The following is a 23,349-nucleotide window of genomic DNA, read 5'->3' on the forward strand; positions in this document are numbered from 1 at the left end:
CCGGAGTACGCGTGACATGCTGAACACGGTTCGTGCCCGCCGGGGCATGGTGACCTCGCCGCACCATCTGGCGAGCGAGGCGGGGCTGCGCGTCCTGCGCGAGGGTGGCAATGCGGTCGAGGCGACCATCGCCATGGCGGCGGCGCTCGCCGTGGTCTACCCGCACATGACCGCCATCGGCGGCGACGGCTTCTGGCTGATCGGCGCGCCCGGCGAACAGCCGGTCGGCATCGAGGCCTGCGGGCGCGCGGCCAGCACCGCCACGCCCGCGCTTTATGCGCAAGCGGGACATGCCAGCATTCCCCAGCGCGGGCCGCTCGCCGCCAACACCGTGGCGGCCACGGTCGCCGGCTGGGGCGAGGCGCTGGCACTGAGCGCCGAGCGCGGCGGGCGGATGCCGCTCGCGCGCCTGATCGAGGATGCCGCCTGGCACGCCGAGAACGGCTTTCCCGTCACCCTCAGCCAGCATGCGCTGACCGCCGAGAAGATGTCGGAGCTGGTGGGCGCGCCGGGCTTCGCCGACGCCTTCCTTGTCGGGGGCGCCGCTCCCGCCACGGGGAGCGTGATGCGCCTGCCGGCGCTGGGGCAGACGCTGCGCCGGCTCGGCCGGGAGGGGACCGAGAGCTTCTATCGCGGCGCCATCGCCCGCGACATCGCCGCCGATCTCGCGCAGGCCGGCACGCCGGTGAGCGCCGCCGACCTTGCCGCCTGCACCGCCCGCCGCGTCGCGCCGCTCAGCGTGCGGCTCGGCGCGCCCTTTCCGGGGATGACGCTGTACAATTTCCCTCCGCCCACGCAGGGGCTCGCCTCGCTGATGATCCTCGCGCTGTTCGCCCGGCTAGGCGTCACGCAAGGCGAGGGTTTCGCCCATCTGCACGGGCTGGTCGAGGCGACCAAGCAGGCCTTTCTGGTGCGCGACCGCGTGGTCGGCGATCCCGAGGCGATGAACGAGGATCCGCGCGCCTTCCTCGCCGATGACGTGCTGGACCGCCTCGCCGCCCGGATCGACCCGGCGCGCGCCCTGCCCTGGCCGGCGCCGCCCTCGGCGGGCGACACGGTGTGGCTCGGCGCCATCGACGGCAACGGGCTGGCCGCCAGCTTCATCCAGAGCATCTATTTCGAGTTCGGCTCGGGCGTGGTGCTGCCGCAGACCGGCATCGTCTGGCAGAATCGCGGCTCCAGCTTCCAGCTGTCGGGCGAGGGCCCGCGCGTGCTGGCGCCCGGCCGCAAGCCGTTCCACACGCTCAACCCGGCCATGGCCAGCTTCGACGATGGCCGGCACATGGTCTATGGCACGATGGGCGGCGAGGGCCAGCCGCAGACGCAGGCGGCGCTGTTCTCGCGCTATGCGCTGTTCGGGCAGGATCTGCAGCAGGCCATCACCGCGCCGCGCTGGCTGCTCGGCCGCACCTGGGGCGCCGAGACGGTGACGCTGAAGCTGGAGGACCGTTTCCCGCCGGCCCTGATCGACGCCCTGCGCGCAGCCGGGCATGAGGTCGAGCGGGTCGGCGCCCATGACCCGATGATGGGCCATGCCGGCGCCATCGCCCGCCATGCCGACGGACGGCTGGAAGGCGCCAGCGACCCGCGCAGCGACGGCGCCGCCTACGGTTTCTGAGCTATCCCTGAACCTTCGCGCGGACCGCGCGAAGGTTGGGTGCAGGGTTCAGTGCGCGAAGGCCTCGCCGACGCCCTGGTTCTCAGGATCACGCGGCGTCAGCCCGACATGATCCATCGAGACCAGCCGCGGCGCCATCTGGGTGTCGACCACCGCCGGCGTGCGGTCGTTGACCGTCCCGGTCCAGCCGCCGCCCAGCGCCTTGTTGAGCGCGACATAATCGGTGGCGATCGCGACCCGGCTGGTGAGCACGGAATCGTCGGCCGAATAGGCCGAACGCTCGGCGTCGAGCACGTCGAGGAAGCTCTGCGATCCGCTCTGGTAGAGGGTGCGGGCGAGCGAGGCAGCCTGCCGGTAGGAGGCGGCGGACGCATCGAGGCTGCGATACTTGATCCGCTCCTGCTGCAGCGAGACGCTGGCATTCTCCACATCCTGCAGCGCGGTCAGCACGGCCGCCTGATAGGTCAGGAAATACTCGTCGCGCTGGGCCTGCGCGTAATCCACCGCCGCCTTGAGCTGGCCCGCATTGAAGATCGGGATGCTCACGCTCGGGCCGAAGCTCCAGCTTATGCTCGAACTCTTGGCGAGATCGCCCACCTTGGCGGCCGAGGTGCTGACCTCGCCGACTAGGCTGACATCCGGGTAGCGCGCCGCCTCGGCCTCGCCGATCATGGCGGTGTACTGCGCATATTGGCGCTCGGCGAGCCGCACGTCGGGGCGCGACAGCAGCACATTGGCCGGCACGCCGCGCGGGATCGCCTTGACCGGCGTGGGGATCGGCGCGCTGCGCTTCATCACGTCGTTCAGCGCGCTCGGCGGCTGGCCGAGCAGGATGGCGAGCTGATGCACGGTCTGCTGGTAGCTGGACTCCAGCTCGGGAATATTGGCCTCGGTACTCGCCGCCTGGCCTTCCGCATTGGCGACATCGACCGCGGAGGCCGAGCCGACCTGCAGCTTGGTGCGGGTGAGCGCGGCGGTCTCGCGCTGCGAGGCGGCGGTGCGGCGGGCGAGCGCGGCGCGGGCCTGATAGCCGCGCGCCTCGACATAATAGGTCGCGACATCGCCGATCAGGGTGAGCAGCGTGTTGCGCAGCGTCTCCTCGGCGGCATCGAGCCCGTAGGTCGCGGCCTCGGCGGCGCGCCGGTTCTCGCCGAACAGGTCGAGTTCCCAGCTCGCATTGGCGCCGAGGGAGAAGGTGTCGAACGGGCCGGACACCGTCACGTCGCCGGTGTCGGAGACGTTGCTGCCATTGTCAGCACGGCTGTAGCTGCCCGAGCCGGTGAGCGAGGGCGCCAGGGCGCCGATCGCCTGCTGGCGGGTGGCGCGGGCCTGACGCACGCGGGCCTTGGCGGTCGCCACATCGAGATTGCCGGCCACCGCCTGGTCGACGAGCTGGTTCAGCGTCTTGTCGCCGAGCCGCTCCCACCAGCGGGCGAGTTCCGGCGGGCGGTTGTCCGGCTCCTCGCCGGTGACCGTGACCGACGGCGTCGCCTTACCCCAGCCGGCGGGCAGTTTGAGGCCGGGCGCGCTGTAGTCGGGACCGACCGCGCAGCCGCCGAGCAGCGCGGCCATCAGGAGCGCGCCAACAAGGCGCGGGGCCCTCAGGGAGCGGGAAGCGGTCGGGATCGGCATCGGCTCACCTGACGAGAGAGAGAGGGTCGCAGGGCGGAGAAGGAGATCAGCCGGCATGAGCGTCGCCTGCCTTTCCGGTCGGAGTTTCGGGCGTGCCGTCGCTCGCGCCGCCCGCCGGGGTCTCGGCGGCCTTGCCCCGGAAGATGCGGCGCACGGAGACGAACAGCAGCGGCACGAAGAAGATGCCGAGCACGGTGGCGGCGATCATGCCGCCCATCACGCCGATGCCGATGGCGTTCTGCGCCCCCGAGCCGGCACCGCTGGCGATGGCGAGCGGCGTCACGCCGAGGATGAAGGCGAAGGACGTCATCAGGATCGGGCGCAGGCGCTGGCGCGCGGCGTCGAGCGTCGCCTCGACCAGGCTCATCCCGTGCGCCTGCCGCTCGATCGCGAACTCGACGATGAGAATGGCGTTCTTCGCCGCGAGGCCGATGGTGGTGAGCAGCCCGACCTTGAAATAGACGTCGTTGGACTGGCCGAACAGGGTGGCGGCCAGCAGCGCGCCGAAGATGCCGATCGGCACCGACAGCAGCACCGCGAACGGGATCGACCAGCTCTCATAGAGCGCCGCGAGGCAGAGGAAGATGACCAGCACCGAGATGGCGTAGAGCGCCGTCGCCTGATTGGCTGACAGCCGCTCCTGATGCGACAGGCCGGTCCATTCATGGTCGTAGCCCGGCGGCAGCTTGGCGACGATGGCGTCGATCGCGTCCATAGCAACGCCCGAGGACACGCCCGGCGCCGCCTGACCCTGAATCTCCACCGCCGAGGCGCCGTTGAAACGCTCCAGCCGCGGCGAGCCATAGGTCCAGCGCGTCAGGGCGAAGGCCGAGAAGGGCACCATGTCGCCGTTGGAGTTGCGCACCTCCCATTTGGCGAGGTCTTCCGGCTGCATGCGGAAATCCGCCGCCGACTGGATGTAGACCTTCTTCACCCGGCCACGGTCGAGGAAGTCGTTCACATAGTCGCTGCCCCAGGCGGAGGACAGCGTGTCGTTGATGTCGGCCAGCGAGACGCCGAGCGCGCTCGCCTTCTCCTGATCGATATCGACGACGAATTGCGGTTCGTCCTCCAGCCCGTTCGGGCGGGTGGCGACGAGCCGGGGGTCCTGCGCCGCCATGCCGAGCAGCTGGTTGCGCGCGGCCATCAGCTTCTCATGGCCGGTGCCTGTGATGTCCTGGAGATAGAAGCTGAAGCCGCCCGAATTGCCCATGCCCTGGATCGCCGGCGGATTGAGGGTGAAGACCATGGCGTCGCGCATGTGCAGCGCCGCCATCGCCCGGCCCGCCACCGCGCTCGCGGAAACCGCGGGGGTCTTGCGCTCCTCGAAGGCCTTGAGCCTGACGAAGGCGATGCCGAGATTCTGCCCCTGCCCACTGAAGCCGTAGCCGTTCACGGTGAAGACGCCTTCCACCGCGTCCTTCTCGTCGACCAGGAAATGGGTGCGCACGGCGTCGAGCACCTTCTCGGTGCGGTCGGCGGTGGCGCCGACGGGGAGCTGCACCATGGTGATCAGGATGCCCTGATCCTCTTCCGGCAGGAAGGAGGTCGGCAGGCGCGCGAACATCCAGCCCATGCCGACGGCAATGGCGAGGAAGACCACGAGGAAGCGCCCCGAGCGCGCCAGCATCCCGGCGGCGCCCGAACGGTAGGCATGGGTGGTGCGGTCGAAATTGCGGTTGAACCAGCCGAAGAAGCCACGGCTCTTGGCGTGTTCCTTCGGCGGCTTGAGAATGGTCGCGCACAGTGCGGGGGTCAGGATCAGCGCCACCAGCACCGAGAGCACCATGGCCGAGACGATGGTGACGGAGAACTGCCGGTAGATGACGCCGACCGAGCCGCCGAAGAACGCCATCGGGATGAACACCGCCGAGAGCACGGTGGCGATGCCGACCAGCGCGCCGGTGATCTCGCCCATCGACTTGCGGGTCGCCTCCTTCGGCGAGAGCCCCTCCTCCTCCATCACGCGCTCGACATTCTCGACCACGACGATGGCGTCGTCGACCAGGAGGCCGATGGCCAGCACCATGGCGAACATGGTCAGCGTGTTGACGGAATAGCCGAACAGCGCCAGCACCCCGAAAGTGCCAAGCAGCACGACGGGCACGGCGAGCGAGGGGATCAGCGTCGCGCGGATGTTCTGAAGGAAGATGAACATCACCACGAAGACGAGGACGATGGCCTCGAACAGCGTGCGCACCACCTCCTCGATGGAGAGCCGTACAAAGGGCGTGGTGTCATAGGGGTAGACGACCTCGACCCCTTCCGGGAAGGTCGGCTTCATCCGCTCGACGGCGGCTTTCACCTTCTCCGCCGTGTCGAGCGCATTGGCGCCGGTCGCCAGATTGATGGCGAGGCCGCCCGCCGGCTTGCCGTCATAGCGCGAGGCGGTGGTGTAGGTCTCCGCGCCAAGCTCCACCGTCGCCACATCGTTGATGCGCACCAGCGAGCCATCGCTCGTGCTCTTGATGATGATGTTGCGGAACTGCTCGGGCGTCTGCAGACGCGAGCGGGCCGTCACGGTGGCGTTGAGCTGCTGGCCCGGACGGGTCGGCAGGCCGCCGAGTTGGCCGGCGGAGACCTGCGTGTTCTGCGCCTCGATCGAGCTCGCCACGTCGCTCGGCATGAGCTGGTATTTGGAGAGCTTGTCCGGGTCGAGCCAGATGCGCATGGCATAGGAGGAGCCGAACAGCGTGGTCGAGCCGACGCCCTCGATGCGCCGCAGCGTGTCGTTGAGCGTGGAGTCGATATAGTCGGAGACGTCGGTCGAGGACATGCGCCCGTCGGTCGACACGAAAGCCATCACCATCAGGAAGCCGTCGGAGGCCTTGTCGACGGAGATGCCGTTGGTCTGCACCACGCTCGGCAGTTGCGGCGTCACGAGCTGCAGCTTGTTCTGCACCTGCATCTGCGCGATGTCGGGATCGGCCGCGTTGGTGAAGGTGAGCGTGATCGTCGCTTGGCCGGTCGAGGTCGAGGTGGCCGACATGTAGTCGAGATTGTCGATGCCGGTCAGGCCCTGCTCGATCACCTTGGTGACCGAGTTCTCGACGGTCTGGGCGTCGGCGCCGGGATAGGAGGCGGTCACGCTGACCGTTGGCGGGGCGATCTGCGGATATTGCGCGATCGGCAGGGTGCGCAGCGCCAGCACGCCGCCGAGCATGATCAGCAGGGCGATGACCCAGGCGAAGACCGGGCGGTCGATGAAGAAGCGGGACATGGGTGCGCCTTCAGTTCGCCGTGGTGGAGGTGCCGGCGGCGGGGGTCGGAGCCGTGCTCTGCTGGCCGCGGTCACGCACCTCGCCGGTGGTCTCGTCTACCACCACATCGACCGGCGTGACGTCCTGGCCGGGACGGGCGAACTGGCTGCCCTCGACGACAACCCGGTCGCCGTCGCCGATGCCGCTGTCCACCAGCCAGTTGTTGCCGACGCTGCGCGAGACCGAGAGCACGCGCTGCTCGACCTTGTTGTCGGCATTGACGATGAGCGCCACCGGCTCGCCCTTGGTGTTGCGCGTCACGCCGCGCTGGGGAACGAGGTAGCTGTTGGGGGCGACGCCCTCCTCGATGATGGCGCGCACATACATGCCCGGCAGCAGCAGCCGGTCCGGGTTGGGGAACTGGGCGCGCACGCCATAGGTGCCGGTGGCCGTGTCGACATAGGCCGAGGTGAATTCGAGCGTGCCCGGATGGGCGTAGATCTGGCCATTGTCGAGCTTGAGCCGCACCTGGACATTGTCGCCGCTGATCTTGATCCGTCCGTCGCGGATCGCCTGGCGCAGGTTGAGCAGGTTGGTGCTCGACTGGGTGACGTCGACATTGATCGGGTCGAGCGTGCGGATGGTGGTCAGCGCCGTGTCCTGGCTGGCGGTCACCAGCGCGCCCGGGGTGAGCGTCGACTTGTCGATGCGCCCGCCGATCGGCGCGGTGATGCGGGTATAATCGAGATTGATGCGGGCGGTATCGACATCGGCCTTGGCCCCGGCGACCTCGGCCTTGGCCTGCGCGAGCGAGGCGACGGCGTCGTCATAGTCCTGCTTGCTGACCGCGTTCTGCTTGATCAGCCCCTCATAGCGTTCGACCTTGGACTGGGCGCTGGGGACGGACGCCTCGGCCTTCTGCTGGCTGGCGACGGCGCTGTCATAGGTCGCCTGATAGCTCGCCGGGTCGATCTGGTAGAGCGCGTCGCCGGCCTTGACCTCCGCCCCCTCCTCGAAGAGGCGCGTCTTGATGATGCCGCCGACCTGCGGGCGCACCTCGGCGACCAGGGAGGCGACGGTCCGGCCCGGCATTTCGGCGGTGATCGCGACCGATTGCGGGTGTGCCGTGACCACGCCGACCTGAGGCCGCCCCTGCGCGCCGGGCCCCGCGCCCCCGGCCGGCTGCTCGCCGTCGCAGCCCGCGAGCAGGGTGACGGCGATGAACCCGACCCAGAGGCCGGCAAGCAGGCGCCGCCGTCGCCCCGGAGACGGGAGGAACGCGGCGGTAGGGGCGGACGACGGACGGAAGGTCGGGGAGGCCACAGTAGCCCTCGCTATTTAAGAAACTTAAGAGTATCTATATTTAACAGCGATGGAACTGTCAAACCCGCGTTTCCATTTCCCATCGTTGCTATAGGTTTCCAAAGCGCCTTAACGAGAAGAACAATGACGCTCGGCACCACTCCCCCATCTTCGGCCAAACATCGTGGTCGACCGAAAGTAATTTCCGACGATCAACAAAGGGATAGGATCGTTGCGCAGGCGTTCGACCTGTTCTGTGACCGCGGCTACAGCGGCATGAACATGGACGAGGTGGCCGCACGATGCCGCATATCCAAGAAGACACTATATCGCCTGTTTCCCAGCAAGCTGGAGCTGACCGGCGCCATTGTCGACGTGCACCGCCAGTCGATGATCGACATTCGCCCCGAATGGGATCACCTGCCGCTGGTCGAGGCGCTGCAGCGCATGTTCCGCGTCGACATTGACGAGGAAGCGGATCGCGCCCGCATCGCCTTCGTGCGTGTGGTCATGGTGGACAGCGTAGCGTTCCCGGAGCTGCGTTCGCTGGTGGAGACGCGCGGCCGCGATTCCACTCATGCGATGATCGCGAGTTGGCTGAAACGCCAGCAGGCGCTCGGGCGGGTCGATGTCGAGGATGCGGCGGTGTCGGCGCGCGTGCTGCTTGATGTCGCCTTCAGCACGCTGGCGGCAGCGGCCGGCCATAAGTGGGAATGGCCGGCCTTTCCCGACTGGCGGATCTATCTGCGCCGCGCCTTCACCCTCATCGCCAAGGGGCTGGAGCCGCGCCCCTGAGCTCTCAGCCGCGCAGCGCCAGCAGCTCCGCGTGCAGCACGGCCGGCACCTCCACCCCCTCGACACGGCTGCGGGCGCGGGCGGCATAGCGCCGCTCGGCCGGCAGGCGCACGCCCGGCTGCGCCTTGGCCAGGGTGAACAGTTCGCGCGCCGCGCCGAGGCGGGCGGGCAGGTCGTCGATGCCGAACACCGCCGGATCGATGGCGATGAACAATTCGCCACCGAGCGGGGGGCCGCTGTCGCCATTCTCCACCGCCTTGGCCTGCCGGCTGGTGAGATCGCCGATCAGCGGGCCGGCGATCAGTTCCACCATCAGCGACAGGGCAAAGCCCTTGTGCCCGCCAAAGGGCAGCAGCGCGCCGGCGAGCGCGGCCGCCGGATCGGTGGTCGGCGCCCCGTCCGGCCCGACCGCCCAGCCCTCGGGAATCGGCTCGCCGGCCCGGCGCTTCAGCTCCACCTCGCCGCGCGCGCTCGCGCTGGTGGCGAAATCGAAGATGAAGGGACGCCGCTGCGGGCCCGGCCAGCCGAACGCGATCGGGTTGGTGCCGAGCAGCGCCGTGGTGCCGCCCGAGGGGGCGACGCAGCACTGGCCGATGGTGAAGCACCAGGCCACCAGCCCGGCCTCGACCACCGGCTCGATATCGGCCCACAGCGCGGAGAAATGGTAGCAGTCGTGGATCGCCAGCGCGGCGATGCCGGAGCGCCGCGCGGCGGCGATCAGCGCGGGAACGCCGGTCTCCACCGCCAGCGGCGCGAAGCCGCGCTTCGCCTCGACCCGCAGCACCGCCGGCGCCGCCGGGGTGAACTCCGGCAGCGCGTGCCGCTCGGCCTTGCCGCTGCGCACCGAATCCACATAGCCGATCAGCCGGTAGAGCCCGTGCGAGCGGCACTCATCCGCCTCGGCGCGGGTGATGGAACGGGCGATGGCCTGCGCATGGGCCTCTCCGAGCCCTGCCGCCCGCAGCGTGTCGAGGCAGAGCGCATGCACCTCCTCCAGCGAGAGGCGCACGGTCGCGGTTCCGGTCATGGCAGATCCCTGGAAAGCACGTCGTCGTCGGAAGATGGATCGGAAGATGGGAGGGCGGGGGTCTCATCGCGGGCGCCACGCTCCAGCACGCGCAGCAGATCCTCATGGACGGAGCGTATATGCGCTTCGAGGAAAATACAGGCCGGTTCCACCGCGCCGCGCCGGCTGAGCGCCATCAGCTCGGCGTGCTCCTCCACCGCGCGCTGCATGCCGGCGGTGCCGCTGAGCTGCACGCGGGTATAGCGGTCGCTGGTCTGCAGCAGCGACTGCACCACGGAGAGCGAGCGCGGCTGGCCCGCCCGCCCATAGAGCGCCATGTGGAACTCGGCGTTGAGCTGGCCCCAGCGGCTGAGATCGCACGCCTCGGTGGCCGCGACCATCTGGACCTGCAACCCGTCGAGCGCGGCCATGTCCTCATCCGACAGCGCCGGGATGGAGCGGGCCAGCAGGCGCGGTTCCAGCAGGCAGCGCAGCCCGAACACATCATTGATCTCGTCGGCCGACAGTTCGGCGACGATCGCCCCCTTCTGCGGGACGATGCGCACCAGCCCTTCCGCGTCGAGCTGGAACAGCGCCTCGCGGATCGGGATGCGGCTGACCTTGAAGGTCGCCGCCAGCGCGTCCTGGCGCAGCTGCGCCCCGGCCGGATAGGTGCCGTCGAGGATCGCCCGACGCAGCTGGTCGAGGATCGCGGCCGACAGGGTGCGGTGCTTGATGAGAAGCATGATGGCGGAACGGTCCAAATAATCTGCCGCGGATATTGACGCGGATAATTTATAAAATCTACGATCACGCAGCAGAGAGGGGCTACCGCCATGTCGCAGGCCGATGACCTTCACGTGGGCGGGGCGATGCCGCGGGCGCTCACGGCGCTGTCCGAGGCCCTGCTTTCGGCCGAGCGCGTCGCCATCGGCGCGCTGATGGCGCTGCTCACCGCGCTGATCCTGCTCAATGTCGCCACCCGCTACACCGGCATGCCGCTCTATTGGGTGGACGAGTCGGCGATCTTCACCACGGTCTGGCTCACCTTCATCGGCGCCTCCGCCATGTCGCGGCTGCGGCTCGATTTCTCCATGACGCTGCTGACCGAGCACCTCTCGGCGCGCGGCGCGGCGGTGATGCGGGTGCTGGCGACGCTCAGCATCCTCGCCTTCGGCCTCGCCCTCGCCGCCATGTGCTGGGTCTGGATGGACCCGGTCGGCATCGCCGCCATGGGCTTCGACGCCAGGGAATATGGCGGGGCGACCTTCAACTTCCTTTATGCCGACCGCACCCAGACGCTGAACTGGCCGAGCTGGGTGGTCTATCTGATCATGCCGATCTTCGCGCTGACGCTCACCGTGCACAGCCTCGCCAACCTGCTGGAGGATCTCGGCCTCGCCCGCCGGCCGGACCGTTCCTCCTTCGGGCTGGGCAGCGCGGAGGAAGTGGCATGATCACCTCCGCCGCCTTCCTCGTCACCCTGCTGATCGGCGTGCCGATCGGCATCGCCATCTGCCTCGCCGGCGTGGTGTTCATCGCCGCCTCCGGCAATCCCGTGCTCTATCAGAGCTTTCCGCTGCAGATGTTCGGCAGCGTCGACAATTACGGGCTGATCGCCATCCCGCTGTTCATCCTGATCGGCGAGATCATGAATGGCGGCGGCATCACCCGGCAGATCATCGCCATGACCATGGCCTTTGTCGGCGCGCTGCGCGGCGGGCTGGCCTATGTGAACCTGCTCGCCAACATGTTCGTCTCCTCCATCCTCGGCTCGGCGACGGCGCAGGTGGCGATCATGGCGCAGATCATGGTGCCGGAGATGGAGGCGAAGGGCTATGACAAGACCTTCGCCGCCGGCCTCACCGCCTATGCCGGCATGCTCGGGCCGATCATCCCGCCCTCGATCATGTTCGTCATGTATTCGGTGCTGGCGCAGGTGCCGGTGAGCGACATGCTGGTCGCCGGGCTGATACCGGGCGTGCTGCTGACCGTATTGTTCTGCCTCGTCATCGCCGGCATGGGCATGGCCTACAACTACCCGCGCGGCGAGGCCGCCCCGCTGCGCCAGCGCGTCGCCACCGTGCTCGCCGCCGCGCCGACCATGCTCATCCCCATCGTCATCGTCGGCTCGATCCTCACCGGCCTCGCCAATCCCACCGAATCCGCCGCCATCGGCGCGCTGGCGGCGATCCTGGTCGGGCGCTTCTGGACGCGGGAGCTGAAGCTCGGCCAGCTGCCGGCCATGTTCCTGCGCGCCGGGGTCTATTCCGGCATCGTGCTGTTCCTGGTGGCGGCGGCGGGCGTGCTGTCCTGGGTACTGGTGTTCGCCAAGGTGCCGCAGGCGGTGGCGCTGTGGATCCAGTCGGTCGCCACCGGCCCGATCAGCTTCATGCTGCTGGTCAATGTGATCCTGCTGGTCATCGGCACGGTGATCGACGGCGCGCCCGGCCTGATCATGACGGTGCCGATCCTGCTGCCGATCGCCACCGAGGTCTATCACATCGACCCCGTGCAGTTCGGCGTCGTCGCGGTGGTCAACCTGGTGCTCGGCTTCCTCTCGCCGCCGGTGGGGCTGTGCTTCTTCGTCGCCGCCGCCGTCACCGGGGCGAAACCGGGCCGGATGTTCATCGTCACCCTGCCCTTCTTCTTCGCGGCCTGCGCGCTGCTGGTGCTGCTCTCGCTGTTTCCTGCCCTGTCCACCGCCCTTGTCCGATAACCTTCCAGATCAAAAAAGGACCAGCCGATGATCTCCCGTCGTTCCCTGCTCGCGGCCGCAGCGGCCGGTACCGCCCTGCCGCTCGCCATGCCCGGCGTGCTGCGCGCCCAGACGCGCGATCTGCGCCTCGGCGTCATCACCCCGCCGAACCATCCCTGGAACAACGCCGCGCTGAAGATCGGCGAGGTGCTGAAGGAAAAGACCGGCGGCAAGCTGACCATGACCGTGTTTCATGCCGGCCAGCTCGGCAATGAAGGCGCGATGATGCAGCAATTGCAGACCGGCGCGCTCGACATGGCCTTCCTGCAGGCGGCCGAAGTGGGCAACCGCGTGCCCAACGTCGCCGCCATCCTCGCCCCCTATGTGGTGCGCTCGACGGAAGCCGCCGCCAAGCTGGTGCGCCAGCCCATCGCCATGCAGATGCTGGAGCCGCTGCCGAAGGAAACCGGCACGCTCGGCCTCGGCTGGGGCATCACCTCGATCCGCGTGGTGTTCTCGGCCAAGGAGATCGACGGTATCGCCGGCCTCAACGGCATGAAGCTGCGCATCAACACGACGCCCGCCTTCCGCGATTTCTACTCGCTGCTCGGCGCCGCGCCGACCCCGATCCCGACCCCGCAAGTGTTCGACGCCATGGCCAATGGCCAGGTCGACGGGCTGGAAGCCGATCTCGACTTCTCCTGGAACCAGCGTTTCGACAAGGTCTCGAAGGTGCTGATGCGCATGGACGCGGTGTTCATGCCGATGATCGCGCTCGCCTCCGGCAAGGCCTGGCAGTCGCTCTCGGCCGAGGACCGCGCGCTGATCGCGGAGGCGACCAAGGCCGCGCTCGACGCGCAGGTCGACGAGACCGTGACCAACGCGCCCAAGCTGATCAAGCAGTTCGAGGGCACGGGCATCAAGATGGTGGTGCCGCCGGCCGCCGATTCCGCGCCGATCATCGCCGAATACGACAAGATCTGGACCCCCAAGGCGCCGATCCTGCCGGAACTGCGCAAGGTCGGCGCGACGCTGGGCTGAGCCCTTCCCGGCCGTACGATAACCGCCGTCATCCCCGGGCTTGGCCCGGGGATCCACGTCTTCCTCGACGCCGGGGACCCGGCCAAAGACGTGGATGGCCGGGACAGGCCTGGCCATGACGCGAGAGCGGCGCCCGCAGGGGCGGCAATCGACGGCTGCCGCCCGTCAGTCCTGCACCCAGACCGGCCAGGTGTCGGACAACCGATAGCCGGTCGGCCACGGGTCTTGCGGGTCGAGCATGAGCTGCGCCGTATGGGTCACGAAGGCCCGGCCCATGATCGAGGGAATGATCGCCGGCCGGCCGCCCAGCGTGGTCGTCGCCTCGATCCGGCACTCGAAGCGGGAATCGATGATCGAGCGGCCGATGAAGGTCTCGCCGACGCTCAGCTGTCCCTTGGCGTGCAGCACCGCCATGCGGGCCGAGCAGCCGGTGCCGGTGGGCGAGCGGTCGATCTTGCCGGGCCGGATCGTCACCGCATTGGCGCCCTGCTTCACCCCGTCGATCGCCTCGACCGGCGCGGCAAACTGGCAGAACGAGATGTGGTTCCAGTCGGCGTTCTCCGGGTGCTGGAACCCGAGCTGCCGGTTCGCGGCCTTGACGATGCGCATGCCGGTCTCGGCCAGATCCTTCGCTTCGTCCGGGCGGATCGAGAAGCCGAGCGCGTGGGCGTCGACGATGACGAAGCTGTCGCCGCCATAGGCGGTGTCGACGGTGAGCGTGCCCAGCCCCTCGACCTCCAGCTGCGCGTCCAGCTTGTCGGCAAAGGAGGGGTGGTTGGTCACCCGGATACGCTCGGCCTTGCCGTCCCGGCAATAGGCGGTCGCCTCGATCAGCCCGCCCGGCGCCTCCAGCACCATATGGGTTTCCGGCTCGACCATGGGCACGATGCCGGTGTCGAGCAGCACGGTGGCGACGCAGATCGAGTTGGAGCCGGACATGGGCGGGGTGTCTTCCGGCTCCATGATGATCCACGCCGCCACCGCCTTCGGGTTCTTCGGCGGTACCAGCAGGTTCACATGGCGGAACACCCCGCCGCGCGGCTCCTGCAGCACGAAATTGCGCAGCGTGTTGTCGCTGGCGATGAAGCGCGACTGCGCCCACACCGTGTCGCCCGGCGGGGGCGCCACCCCGCCGACGATCACATCGCCGACCTCGCCTTCCGCATGGCAGCCGACGATGTGGATGAGTTTGGATGAGCGCATGGCGGGCCTCTCGGGTGGAAAAAGCAACGTCATCCTGAGGTGCCCGGCCTGAGGCCGGGCCTCGAAGGATGGGGGCCAGTGCGCCCGAAACATCCTTCGAGGCTCGCTACGCTCGCACCTCAGGATGACGGTGTGCGACGAGCGCGAAGTTAAGTCATGGATCCCCGGGTCACGCCCGGGGATGACGTCGCGCTGCGGGTATCAGCCGATCACCACCACCGGCGCGCCCAACGCGGCGAAGATCGGCTCCACACCCAGACCCGGCGCGTCGGAGGCGGTCATGAAGCCGTGGTCCCGCTTGGGCGCGCCGGTGGCGATGTCCACCGTGCCGTAGCTGTTGAAATCGGTTGCCGAGAAGCAGAACTCCTCCGGCGTCGAGCGGGCGAGATGGGCGATGGTGGCGGTGACGATGTCGCCGCCCCAGGTGTCCTCGATGGTCATCGGCGTGCCCGAGGCGACGCAGATGTCGCGCATCAGCCGCGCCTTGGTGAGACCGCCGACCTTGGAGATCTTCAGGTTGATGATGTCCATGGCGTCGTCCGCCAGCGCCTTCATCAGCGTGCCGACGCCGTCGATCACCTCGTCGAGCACGAAGGGCCGCCCGGTGCGGGTACGCACCGACAGGCACTCCTCATAGGTCGGGCAGGGCTGCTCGATATAGACGTCGAGATCGGCCACCTCGGCGCAGATGCGCGCGGCTTCCGCCCGCGTCCAGCCGGTATTGGCGTCGGCCACCAGAATGTCGGTGGGGTCCAGAATCTCGCGGGTGGCGCGGATGCGGTCGATGTCCTGATCGGCGTCGCCGCCCACTTTCAGCTGGAACTTGGTGTAGCCCTCGGCCTTGTAGCCGGCGATCTTCTTGGCCATCACCTCCGGCGCCTCCTGCGAGATGGCGCGGTAGAGCGCGACCCTCGTTTGCGCCGCGCCGCCCAGCAGCTTGTAGACCGGCAGGCCCGTGACCTTGCCGAGAATGTCCCAGCAGGCGATGTCGATCGGCGCCTTCACATAGGGGTGGCCGCGCAGCACCGCATCCATGTGGCGGTTCAGCACGTTGAGATCGGTCGGGTCGAGCCCGATCACCTTGGGGCCGAGTTCCTCAAGCCCGGCGCGCACGCCATGGGCATAGGCCGGCAGATAGGCCGAGCCGAGCGGGCAGCATTCGGCATAGCCGGTGATGCCGGCATCGGTCTCCACCGCCACCACGGTGGAATCGAACACCTCGATGAAATTGCCGTTCGACCAGTTGTAGCGGCCTTCCTTGAGCGGGAGCCCGACCTTGTAGGCCTTGATGCCGGTGATCTTCATGTGCCGTGTCCGTTTCTGCCGTTGCCGCCCGCGGGTCGCCGTCATCCTGAGGTGCGAGCGCAGCGAGCCTCGAAGGATGTTGAAACAGCGGGCGCTCCGCATGGACCTCCTTCGAGGCTCGGGCTTCGCCCGAGCGCCTCAGGATGACGGTGCGCCCGGTGCGCCTTTGCTCACACCACCACGAAGCCGTGGGCGAAGGGGTCGCGGTCGTCGATGAAGATGGTGTTGTAGCCGGTCATCCGCGCCCAGCCGCCGATGGAGGGGATGATCGCGTCGCGCTCCCCCACCTTCACGGCAGCCTCGACGCGACCCTTGAACAGCGAGCCGATGATGCTCTCATGCACGAAATCATCGCCGACGCGGAGCTGGCCAATGGCGGCGAGCTGCGCCATGCGGGCGGAGGTGCCGGTGCCGCAGGGCGAGCGGTCGATGGCCTTGTCGCCATAGAACACCGCGTTGCGCGCCTGCGCTTCCGGGTGGCGGGCCGCGCCGGTCCAGAGGATGTGCGAGAGGCCGCGGATCTCCGGCTTCTCGGGATGGACGAATTCGTATTTCGCGTTCAGCGCCTTGCGCAGGCCGGGGCTCATGCCGACGAGCTGGCCGGCAGTGAAATCGGCCATGTCGCGGAAGGCGGGCTGCGGCTCGACGATGGCGTAGAAATTCCCGCCATAGGCGACATCCACCGTCACCTCGCCGATCTCCGGGCATTCGGCGGTCAGGCCCTGCGCGTAGAGGAAGCCGGGCACATTGGTGATGCGCACCTCCTCCACATATTGGCCGACCTGCGTGTACTCGGCCTTCACCACGCCGGCGGGGGTGTCGAGCATCAGGACGCCCGGCGTCTTCGGCGTGACGAGGCCGTGCTCGATGGCCATGGTCACCGTGCCGATGGTGCCGTGGCCGCACATGGGCAGGCAGCCGGAGGTCTCGATGAACAGGATGGCGACGTCGCAGTCCGGTCGCGGCGGCGGGTAGAGGATCGAGCCCGACATCATGTCGTGGCCGCGCGGCTCGAACATCAGGCCGGTACGGATCCAGTCGAACTCCTTGAGGAAATGCGCGCGCTTCTCGATCATGGTCGAACCGATGAGGTTCGGCCCGCCGCCCGCCACCAGACGCACGGGATTGCCGCAGGTGTGGCCGTCTATGCAGAAGAAGCTGTGTCGCGCCATGGTGGGGTCTCGTCAAAAACGGTCGGGACGGAAGGGCGAGAGATCAAGCGACAGCGGCCGCCCGGTGGCAAGCTCGGCCACCAGCCGGCCGGTCGCCGCGCTCTGGGTCAGGCCGAGATGGCCATGGCCGAATGCGTGGATGATGCGCGGATCGGCGCTCGCCCGGCCGATGACGGGGAGCGAATCCGGCAGCGAGGGGCGAAAGCCCATCCATTGCGTGCCGCCAGTGGTCTTCAGGCCCGGCAGGAAGGCGGCGGCCTTGGTCAGCATGGCCTGCGAGCGCTTGTAATTGGGGGGCGCCTTCAGCCCGCCCAGCTCCACCGCCCCGCCGACGCGGATGCCGGTCGAGAGCGGGGTGACGACGAAGCCGTGCCCGCCAAAGGTGAGCTGGCGCCGCACATCGAAGGCGCCGGGCGGCAGCGTGGTGTTGTAGCCGCGCTCGGTCTCCAGCGGCACCTTGTCCCCCAGCGTCGCAGCGAGCGGGCGCGACCAGGCGCCGCCGGCAATCACCGCCTGCGCGGAGTTGATCGTCGTGCCATCAGTGAGGCGCAGGCTCACGCCGGCCGTCTGCGGCTCGATGGCCACCACCTCACCGCTGACGATGCGGGCGCCGCGCGCCATCACCTGCTCGAACAGAGCGAGGGCGAAATGATAGGGGTCGGCCACCGTCTTCCAGTTCGGCGTGAAGGTGCCGGCGACAAAGCGCGGGGCAAGGCCCGGTTGCAGTTCGGCGAGGCGATAGCCGCGCACATGCTCGAAGGCGATGCCTTCTTTCTCGCGGGCGTCCCAACCCGGCCGGGCGGCGTCAAGTTCCGCTTCGCTCTCATAGAGCTGGAGATTGCCGTCGGCGCGCACATGCTCCGTAAGCCCGGCACCCGCCACCATCTCGCTCATGGCGCGGGCGGCAAGCCGCATCATGGCGCTCTGCACTTTGAGCGAATGGGCGTAGCGGTCCGGCAGGCTGGCGCGCCAGAAACGCAGCAGCCACGGCGCGATGTTCAGCGCATAGGCGGGCGGAATGGCGAGCGGCCCGAGCGGGTCGAGCAGCCATCGCGGCGCCTTGCGCAGGATGCCCGGCGAGGCCAGCGGCAGGATGTCGGTGAAGGCGAAGGCGCCGGCATTGCCGAAGCTCGCCCCCTCGGCAATGCCGCCGCGCTCCACCAGCACGACGCTGCGGCCGGCCGCCTGCAGATGAAAGGCGCAGGCGAGGCCGACAATGCCGGCGCCGATGACGGCGATGTCGTTCGGAGGGGAGGCTGCTGCCACGCTCTTTACCGCGCTTGTTCCAGTGAAGCGTCATCCCGGAACGGCCACAGGCCGTATCCGGGATCGCGTCATAATCCGGGTGGCGATCCCGGCTCTTCGGCTTCGCCTTGGCCGGGATGACGACCCGGCGAAGGCGAAGGCATCTCACACCCTGCCGTTCACGCCGCCTTGGCGAGCGCCGGGCGGTTTGCCAGCGCGTCCGCGACGATCTTCTCGACCAGCGCGCGCTGGGCGCCTTCGAGCGGCAGGCGCGGGGCGCGCACGCGCTCGGTCGTGCCGGTCACGATCGCCTCGACGAGCTTGAGGTTCTGCACGAGGTAGCTGGACACATCGAGGTCGAGCAGCGGGCGGAACCAGCGGTAGAGCACCAGCGCCTCGTCATAGCGCTTCTGCTTCATCAGCCGGTAGAGCGCGACGGTCTCCTCCGGGAACGCCACCACGAGGCCGGCGACCCAGCCGACCGCGCCAACGGCGAGCGCCTCATAAGCGAGGTTGTCGACGCCGGTGAAGATGTCGAAGCGGTCGCCAAAGGCGTTCTGCAGGTCGATGGTGCGGCGGATGTCGTCGGAGGATTCCTTCACCGCGACGAAGCGCTTGTCCTTGGCGAGCTCGGCCATGATCTCGACGGTCACGTCGACCCGGTAGGCGACGCGGTTGGAATAGATCATCACCGGCAGGTCCGCGGCCTGCGCGATGGCCGAGAGCGTGCCCACCGTCTCCTTCGGGTTGGTGTGGTAGACGAGGCTCGGCACGATCATCAGCCCGTCCGCCCCGGCACTCGCCGCGCGCTTGGCAAGGCTGGCGCAGTCGCGGGTCGCCGCATCCGCAATGGTCATCAGCACCGGCTTGCCGCCGGCCACCGACTTGGCGGTCTTCAGCACGGCCAGACGCTCGTCATGGGAGAGCATCGGGCCCTCGCCGAGCGAACCATTGACGATGATGCCATCGACGCCGGAAGCGATCTGGAACGCGAAGCAGCGCTCCATCTCGGCATGGTCGAGCGTGTCGTCGGCGTTGAACTTGGCGGTTACGGCGGGAAAGACGCCCTGCCACATGGGAAGCACTCCTGAATCGTTGAAAGGGATCGTCCGGGATCTCAGAGGACGGATTTGAGGAAGGCGACGGTCTCGGGCTCGCGGGGAGCGCCGATCACCTGCGCCGGCGGGCCGATCTCGTGGATCCGGCCCTTGTGGAAGAAGGCCACGCGGTTCGAGACCTCGCGGGCGAAGGCGATTTCATGGGTGACCACGATCATCGTCATGCCCTCGGAAGACAGGAGCCTCATCGTGTCCAATACCTCGCCGACCAGCTGCGGGTCGAGAGCCGAGGTCACCTCGTCGAACAGCATGTAGTCGGGCGACATGGCGAGCGCGCGGGCAATCGCCATGCGCTGCTGCTGGCCGCCGGAAAGCCGGGAGGGATAGACCTTCAGCTTCTCGGCCAGGCCGACATGGGAGAGCTTTTCCACCGCGATGGCCTCGGCCTCGGCCCGCGACTTGCCGAGCACTTTTCGCGGGGCGAGCATCACGTTTTCCAGCACGGTCAGGTGAGGGAAGGCATTCCACTGCTGGAAGACAATGCCGATCTTGCGGCGCAGCTTGTTCAGATCCGTGCCGCGGGCATGGACATCGGTGCCGTCGACGAGGATGTGCCCCGAATTGATCGGCTCCAGCCCGTTGATGCACATCAGCAGCGTGGATTTGCCGGAGCCGGAGCCGCCGATGACGGAGACGACCTCGCCCTTCTCCACGGTCATGGTGACGCCCTTCACCACTTCCAGCGCGCCGAAGGATTTGTGAACGTCCTTGATCTCGATCGACATGGCCTGTTCTCAGTCGTTTTCGCGCCAGCGCTTCTCCAGCCGCGCGCCGAGGCGGGCAATGGGGAAGCTCATCAGGAAATAGATCAGCCCGGCGATGGACAGCACGAACAGCGGCTCCTGGATGCGGGTGACGATCACCTGCGAGGAGCGCAGCAATTCGACGACGCCGATCCACCACACCATGGCGGTGTCCTTCATCACGCCGAGCGTCAGGCCGATCCAGCTCGGCAGGCCGACGCGCAGGGCGATGGGGAAGACGATGGCGGTAAGATCCTGCGTCCAGCTCATGCCGAGCGAGCGGGCGGCGCGCCGGGTGGTCGCCGGCACCGCCAGAAATCCCGAGCGCACGATCTCCGTGCAGTAGGAGCAGCAATAGAGCGCCAGCACGATGCAGCCGATGGTGAAGGAATCCCAGCGCACGCCGATGATGGTCTTGAAGGAATTGGCCAGCACGAGCTGGATCAGCAGCGGGATCGAGCGGAAGATGTCGAGCACGATGCCGATCGGCAGGTTCACCCACCAGGGCGAGATGGCGCGGATGACGCCGAACACGACGCCCAGGAGCGTGCCGCCCAGCACCGCCCAGAAGGTGAGCGCCAGCGTGATCCCGGCGCCCTTCAGCATGAACATCAGATCGTTCAGCGAGAAGGAGGTCTCGAACAGCGGGGCGAAGAAAGCGGAGACGGAGGAGAACATGCGCTGATCTCCTCAGTAGCGGAACAGGCGCCACGCCAGAAGGCGGGCGGAGAGGGTGACGAGCTTGGCGAGCAGATAATAGATCACCGCCGCCAGCGCGAAATATTCGAAGGTGCGGAAGGAGCGGACATTCAGCTCCTGCGTCACGCCGGTAAGGTCATTGTTGAGGCCGACGATGACGCCGAGCGAGGTCATCAGGATCGCCCAGACCATCTGGTTGGTGAGCGGGTAGAACACCACGCGGAACATCTGCGGCAGCACGATCAGCCGGAACGCCTGGATCTGCCCCATGCCGAGCGAGCGCGCGGCGCGCAACTGGGTCGGCGGCACGGCGCGCAGCCCGCCGCGGAAGGTCTCGGCGAGATAGCCGGCATTGTTGAAGGTGATGCCGGCCAGCAGCGCCGGGAAACTGTCGAGATGGATGCCGAGCGAGCCGAGGCCGAAATAGGCCATGTAGATCTGGAACAGCGCCGGCGTGTTGCGGGCCAGCTCGATCCAGCTCGCCGCGGCGCCGCGCAGCACGCGGTAGTTCGAGCCCGACGCCACCGCCAGCAGCACGGCGAAGAACACGCCGAGCAGCATGGACAGGACGGCGACCTCAAGCGTCACCAGCGCGCCCCACAGCATGTCGGGCAGCGCACGGAACGCCGGCAGCCAGTGAAAGGTGTAGTTCATCGCGGGTTGCTCGTGCTCGGCAGGCGATGGGCGGGAGCAGGGCCGTCATCCCGGATGGCGCGGGGCCATCCGGGATGACGTTACATCAGGCTCAGCGATAGACGCCGGGCACGGTCAGGTCGGGGGCCGAGCCGAGGCCGATCCACTTGTCGTAGAGCGCCTTGTAGCGGCCGGTGCGGACCTGCTGGTTGATGAACAGGTTGAGGTAGTTGATCAGGCCCTGCTCCTGGCGCAGCGCGATCAGCGCCACATAGTCGATGTCATAGGGCGCGTCGCCGCCCATCATCAGGCCCTTATACTTGCCTTCCTTGACGATGGCGGCGGCCACGGTCGAGGTGACGACGGTCGCCTCGATCTGGCCCTGCGCCAGCGCCAGGAACACGTCGGCCTGGGTCTGGTAGCCGCGGAAGGTGGTGCCGGCGCCCCACGCCTTCACGTCCTTCTCCAGCGCGATGGCCTCGAAGGTGCCGGAGACCGAGCCGGTCTTCTTGCCCTTGAGGTCGGCGTAATCCTTGATGCCGATCCCGTCCTTGGTCAGCACCACCATCTTGAAGGCGAAATAGGGGATGGTGAAGCCGGCGGTCTTGGCCCGCTCCAGCGTGTCGGAGGTCGAGGCTACGCCGACATCGACGCGGCCGGAGACCAGCGCGGGAATGCGGTCGGGGAACGGGGTCTCGACGATCTCCGCCTTCACGCCCAGCGCCTTGGCGAGGTCGTTGCAGTAGTCGACGTCGAAGCCGATCGGGTTGTTGCTGGCATCGCGCGATCCCATGGGCGGGAAGTCGAGCACGACGGCGCAGCGCAGCGTGCCGGAAGCGATGATGTCGTCGAGCTTGTCCGCCTGAGCGGGCAGCGCGCAAGCGAGCGTGAGTACCGCGGCGGCGAGTGCGCCGAATGCCTTGGCCATGACGGCTCTCCTCTGAGGACGTTGTTCCTGATTCTGGGCCGTCGCCTGGCGGGCCGGAGCGGGCTCGATCGCGGGGATCGGGCGGGCTTCGGTACGCACCATCCGGCGGCGAAGGGAGCTTCCAATTTTTGGATCCAAGTTGCAATATCCTTTTTACAGCATACGCTGCGATTTTATTGGGCACGGCTCAAGCCTGCGCAGCGGTGCCGCTCTGGCTTCCGGGGCCCTGAAATTGCAGTGTCGGGAAAAATACCGACCGCCGAATCGCGCGGTCGAACCGCAGCACGGACGCGGCGCGCGCCGGAGGAGAGCAGGTGAAGGTCAAGGCTACCGATATCGCCCAGATGGCATCGGCCTCGGACGTGATCTTCGAGGCGCTGCGCGAGGCCATCGCCAAGGGCGACATCACCGAGGGCCAGACGCTGCGCCAGGACCACATCGCGCGCATGTTCAATGTGAGCCGCATCCCGGTGCGCGAGGCGCTGACCCGGCTGGAGGAACAGGGCCTGGTCTCCACCCAGCGTTATCGCGGCGCCGTGGTCGCCACCCTCTCGATCGACGAGGTGCGCGAGATCTTCGAGTTCCGCGCCCTGCTGGAGCCGGAAATCCTGCGCTATTCGGTCGAGCGCATCTCTGCCGAGGGGCTGGAGACCGCCAAGCGTTACGCCCAGGCCTTCTCCACCGAGCCGGATTCCTCGCATTGGGGCGAGCTCAACCGGCAGTTCCACTACACGCTCTACGAGGCCGCCGGCCGGCCCTATTACCTCCAGACCATCCGCACCGCGCTCGACCGGGTGGACCGCTATCTGCGCGCCCAGCTCGTGCTGACCGACGGCATGGCCCGCGCCCGGCGCGAGCATGAGGGCATTCTCGACGCCTGCATCGCCCGCGACGCCGACACCGCCGCGCGGCTCACCCGCGAGCATATTCTGGGTGCCTGCGCCTCGCTGGTCAGCTTCCTGGAGCGCACCCGCGCGGAGGAGACGCGCGGCGGCGGCGACACATGAGCGG

The 23,349-nt window shown here is 68.0% G+C and carries 20 protein-coding genes; 6 read left to right on the forward strand and 14 right to left on the reverse strand.

From position 1 onward, the window contains the following. The first annotated feature begins 16 nt into the window (after positions 1–16). The gene (locus KIP89_RS07610) at positions 17–1,618 is read left to right on the forward strand and encodes a gamma-glutamyltransferase family protein (protein WP_213754799.1); all 1,602 of its coding nucleotides are present in this window, start codon (positions 17–19) and stop codon (positions 1,616–1,618) included. Positions 1,619–1,666: 48 nt separating this feature from the next. Here KIP89_RS07610 and KIP89_RS07615 read toward each other — a convergent pair whose 3' ends face one another. The 3 genes from KIP89_RS07615 to KIP89_RS07625 all read right to left on the reverse strand — a co-directional run bounded on the left by KIP89_RS07615 (position 1,667) and on the right by KIP89_RS07625 (position 7,698). Continuing rightward, positions 1,667–3,190, reverse strand: a complete 1,524-nt coding sequence (locus KIP89_RS07615; RefSeq protein ID WP_213754800.1) for an efflux transporter outer membrane subunit — start codon at positions 3,188–3,190, stop codon at positions 1,667–1,669. A gap of 106 nt (positions 3,191–3,296) precedes the next feature. Next, entirely contained in the window at positions 3,297–6,470 is a 3,174-nt protein-coding gene (locus KIP89_RS07620) for an efflux RND transporter permease subunit (protein ID WP_250152269.1), read from the reverse strand. A gap of 10 nt (positions 6,471–6,480) precedes the next feature. Continuing rightward, the gene (locus KIP89_RS07625; protein WP_369807112.1) at positions 6,481–7,698 is read right to left on the reverse strand and encodes an efflux RND transporter periplasmic adaptor subunit; all 1,218 of its coding nucleotides are present in this window, start codon (positions 7,696–7,698) and stop codon (positions 6,481–6,483) included. Positions 7,699–7,896: 198 nt separating this feature from the next. Here KIP89_RS07625 and KIP89_RS07630 point away from each other — a divergent pair, with 198 nt between their 5' ends. After that, positions 7,897–8,547 carry a TetR/AcrR family transcriptional regulator gene (locus KIP89_RS07630; RefSeq protein ID WP_213754801.1) on the forward strand — a complete coding sequence of 217 codons (651 nt, stop codon included), beginning with the start codon at positions 7,897–7,899 and terminating at the stop codon, positions 8,545–8,547. A 4-nt stretch (positions 8,548–8,551) separates the two neighbouring features. On the opposite strand, the gene KIP89_RS07635 is transcribed toward KIP89_RS07630, so the two are convergent. After that, entirely contained in the window at positions 8,552–9,574 is a 1,023-nt protein-coding gene (locus tag KIP89_RS07635; RefSeq protein ID WP_213754802.1) for an Ldh family oxidoreductase, read from the reverse strand. Then, a complete protein-coding gene (locus KIP89_RS07640; protein WP_250152271.1) occupies positions 9,571–10,299 on the reverse strand; it encodes a GntR family transcriptional regulator in 729 nt (242 codons plus the stop codon). Before KIP89_RS07640 ends, KIP89_RS07635 begins: the two co-directional genes overlap by 4 nt. A 90-nt stretch (positions 10,300–10,389) precedes the next feature. Here KIP89_RS07640 and KIP89_RS07645 point away from each other — a divergent pair, with 90 nt between their 5' ends. Genes KIP89_RS07645 through KIP89_RS07655 form a run of 3 tightly spaced genes read left to right on the forward strand, consistent with a single transcriptional unit; the run spans position 10,390 to position 13,292 of the window. Next, complete coding sequence (locus KIP89_RS07645; protein WP_213754803.1) at positions 10,390–11,010, forward strand: TRAP transporter small permease; 621 nt, start codon at positions 10,390–10,392, stop codon at positions 11,008–11,010. Next, positions 11,007–12,272: a TRAP transporter large permease gene (locus tag KIP89_RS07650; RefSeq protein WP_213754804.1), complete on the forward strand. Its 1,266-nt coding sequence runs from the start codon at positions 11,007–11,009 to the stop codon at positions 12,270–12,272. Before KIP89_RS07645 ends, KIP89_RS07650 begins: the two co-directional genes overlap by 4 nt. A 27-nt stretch (positions 12,273–12,299) precedes the next feature. After that, entirely contained in the window at positions 12,300–13,292 is a 993-nt protein-coding gene (locus KIP89_RS07655; protein WP_213754805.1) for a TRAP transporter substrate-binding protein, read from the forward strand. 165 nt (positions 13,293–13,457) lie between these two features. Here KIP89_RS07655 and KIP89_RS07660 read toward each other — a convergent pair whose 3' ends face one another. The 9 genes from KIP89_RS07660 to KIP89_RS07700 form a co-directional block, all read right to left on the reverse strand. Beyond that, the gene (locus KIP89_RS07660; protein ID WP_213754806.1) at positions 13,458–14,495 is read right to left on the reverse strand and encodes a trans-3-hydroxy-L-proline dehydratase; all 1,038 of its coding nucleotides are present in this window, start codon (positions 14,493–14,495) and stop codon (positions 13,458–13,460) included. A gap of 201 nt (positions 14,496–14,696) precedes the next feature. After that, complete coding sequence (locus KIP89_RS07665) at positions 14,697–15,800, reverse strand: cis-3-hydroxy-L-proline dehydratase (RefSeq protein ID WP_213754807.1); 1,104 nt, start codon at positions 15,798–15,800, stop codon at positions 14,697–14,699. A gap of 170 nt (positions 15,801–15,970) precedes the next feature. Beyond that, positions 15,971–16,972, reverse strand: a complete 1,002-nt coding sequence (locus KIP89_RS07670) for a 4-hydroxyproline epimerase (protein WP_213754808.1) — start codon at positions 16,970–16,972, stop codon at positions 15,971–15,973. Between the two features lie 12 nt (positions 16,973–16,984). Next, a complete protein-coding gene (locus KIP89_RS07675; protein WP_213754809.1) occupies positions 16,985–18,238 on the reverse strand; it encodes an NAD(P)/FAD-dependent oxidoreductase in 1,254 nt (417 codons plus the stop codon). A 158-nt stretch (positions 18,239–18,396) separates the two neighbouring features. Next, positions 18,397–19,293 carry a dihydrodipicolinate synthase family protein gene (locus tag KIP89_RS07680; RefSeq protein ID WP_213754810.1) on the reverse strand — a complete coding sequence of 299 codons (897 nt, stop codon included), beginning with the start codon at positions 19,291–19,293 and terminating at the stop codon, positions 18,397–18,399. 41 nt (positions 19,294–19,334) lie between these two features. Then, positions 19,335–20,060, reverse strand: a complete 726-nt coding sequence (locus tag KIP89_RS07685; RefSeq protein WP_213754811.1) for an amino acid ABC transporter ATP-binding protein — start codon at positions 20,058–20,060, stop codon at positions 19,335–19,337. Positions 20,061–20,069: 9 nt separating this feature from the next. Beyond that, positions 20,070–20,723 (reverse strand): amino acid ABC transporter permease, encoded by a 654-nt coding sequence (locus KIP89_RS07690; RefSeq protein ID WP_213755429.1) that lies wholly within the window; start codon positions 20,721–20,723, stop codon positions 20,070–20,072. 45 nt (positions 20,724–20,768) lie between these two features. Further along, positions 20,769–21,431 carry an amino acid ABC transporter permease gene (locus KIP89_RS07695; protein WP_213754812.1) on the reverse strand — a complete coding sequence of 221 codons (663 nt, stop codon included), beginning with the start codon at positions 21,429–21,431 and terminating at the stop codon, positions 20,769–20,771. Between the two features lie 91 nt (positions 21,432–21,522). After that, positions 21,523–22,338 (reverse strand): ABC transporter substrate-binding protein, encoded by an 816-nt coding sequence (locus KIP89_RS07700; RefSeq protein WP_213754813.1) that lies wholly within the window; start codon positions 22,336–22,338, stop codon positions 21,523–21,525. A gap of 314 nt (positions 22,339–22,652) precedes the next feature. Between KIP89_RS07700 and KIP89_RS07705 the strand changes: the two genes are divergently transcribed. Beyond that, complete coding sequence (locus tag KIP89_RS07705) at positions 22,653–23,345, forward strand: GntR family transcriptional regulator (RefSeq protein WP_213754814.1); 693 nt, start codon at positions 22,653–22,655, stop codon at positions 23,343–23,345. The last annotated feature ends 4 nt before the right edge of the window (positions 23,346–23,349 follow it).

The organism is Ancylobacter radicis (genome assembly GCF_018449475.1).
GTDB classification, from domain to species: Bacteria; Pseudomonadota; Alphaproteobacteria; order Rhizobiales; family Xanthobacteraceae; genus Ancylobacter; species Ancylobacter radicis.

Bases quoted from the DNA above. Each gene is read 5' to 3' on its own strand.
- KIP89_RS07615 (WP_213754800.1), bottom strand. From the start codon at position 3,190: ATGGCCGCGCTGCTCGGCGGCTGCGCGGTCGGTCCCGACTACAGCGCG.
- KIP89_RS07655 (WP_213754805.1), top strand. From the start codon at position 12,300: ATGATCTCCCGTCGTTCCCTGCTCGCGGCCGCAGCGGCCGGTACCGCC.
- KIP89_RS07650 (WP_213754804.1), top strand. From the start codon at position 11,007: ATGATCACCTCCGCCGCCTTCCTCGTCACCCTGCTGATCGGCGTGCCG.
- KIP89_RS07700 (WP_213754813.1), bottom strand. From the start codon at position 22,338: ATGGCCAAGGCATTCGGCGCACTCGCCGCCGCGGTACTCACGCTCGCT.
- KIP89_RS07620 (WP_250152269.1), bottom strand. From the start codon at position 6,470: ATGTCCCGCTTCTTCATCGACCGCCCGGTCTTCGCCTGGGTCATCGCC.
- KIP89_RS07645 (WP_213754803.1), top strand. From the start codon at position 10,390: ATGTCGCAGGCCGATGACCTTCACGTGGGCGGGGCGATGCCGCGGGCG.
- KIP89_RS07685 (WP_213754811.1), bottom strand. From the start codon at position 20,060: ATGTCGATCGAGATCAAGGACGTTCACAAATCCTTCGGCGCGCTGGAA.
- KIP89_RS07640 (WP_250152271.1), bottom strand. From the start codon at position 10,299: ATGCTTCTCATCAAGCACCGCACCCTGTCGGCCGCGATCCTCGACCAG.
- KIP89_RS07680 (WP_213754810.1), bottom strand. From the start codon at position 19,293: ATGTGGCAGGGCGTCTTTCCCGCCGTAACCGCCAAGTTCAACGCCGAC.
- KIP89_RS07665 (WP_213754807.1), bottom strand. From the start codon at position 15,800: ATGAAGATCACCGGCATCAAGGCCTACAAGGTCGGGCTCCCGCTCAAG.
- KIP89_RS07660 (WP_213754806.1), bottom strand. From the start codon at position 14,495: ATGCGCTCATCCAAACTCATCCACATCGTCGGCTGCCATGCGGAAGGC.
- KIP89_RS07635 (WP_213754802.1), bottom strand. From the start codon at position 9,574: ATGACCGGAACCGCGACCGTGCGCCTCTCGCTGGAGGAGGTGCATGCG.
- KIP89_RS07630 (WP_213754801.1), top strand. From the start codon at position 7,897: ATGACGCTCGGCACCACTCCCCCATCTTCGGCCAAACATCGTGGTCGA.
- KIP89_RS07610 (WP_213754799.1), top strand. From the start codon at position 17: ATGCTGAACACGGTTCGTGCCCGCCGGGGCATGGTGACCTCGCCGCAC.
- KIP89_RS07695 (WP_213754812.1), bottom strand. From the start codon at position 21,431: ATGAACTACACCTTTCACTGGCTGCCGGCGTTCCGTGCGCTGCCCGAC.
- KIP89_RS07670 (WP_213754808.1), bottom strand. From the start codon at position 16,972: ATGGCGCGACACAGCTTCTTCTGCATAGACGGCCACACCTGCGGCAAT.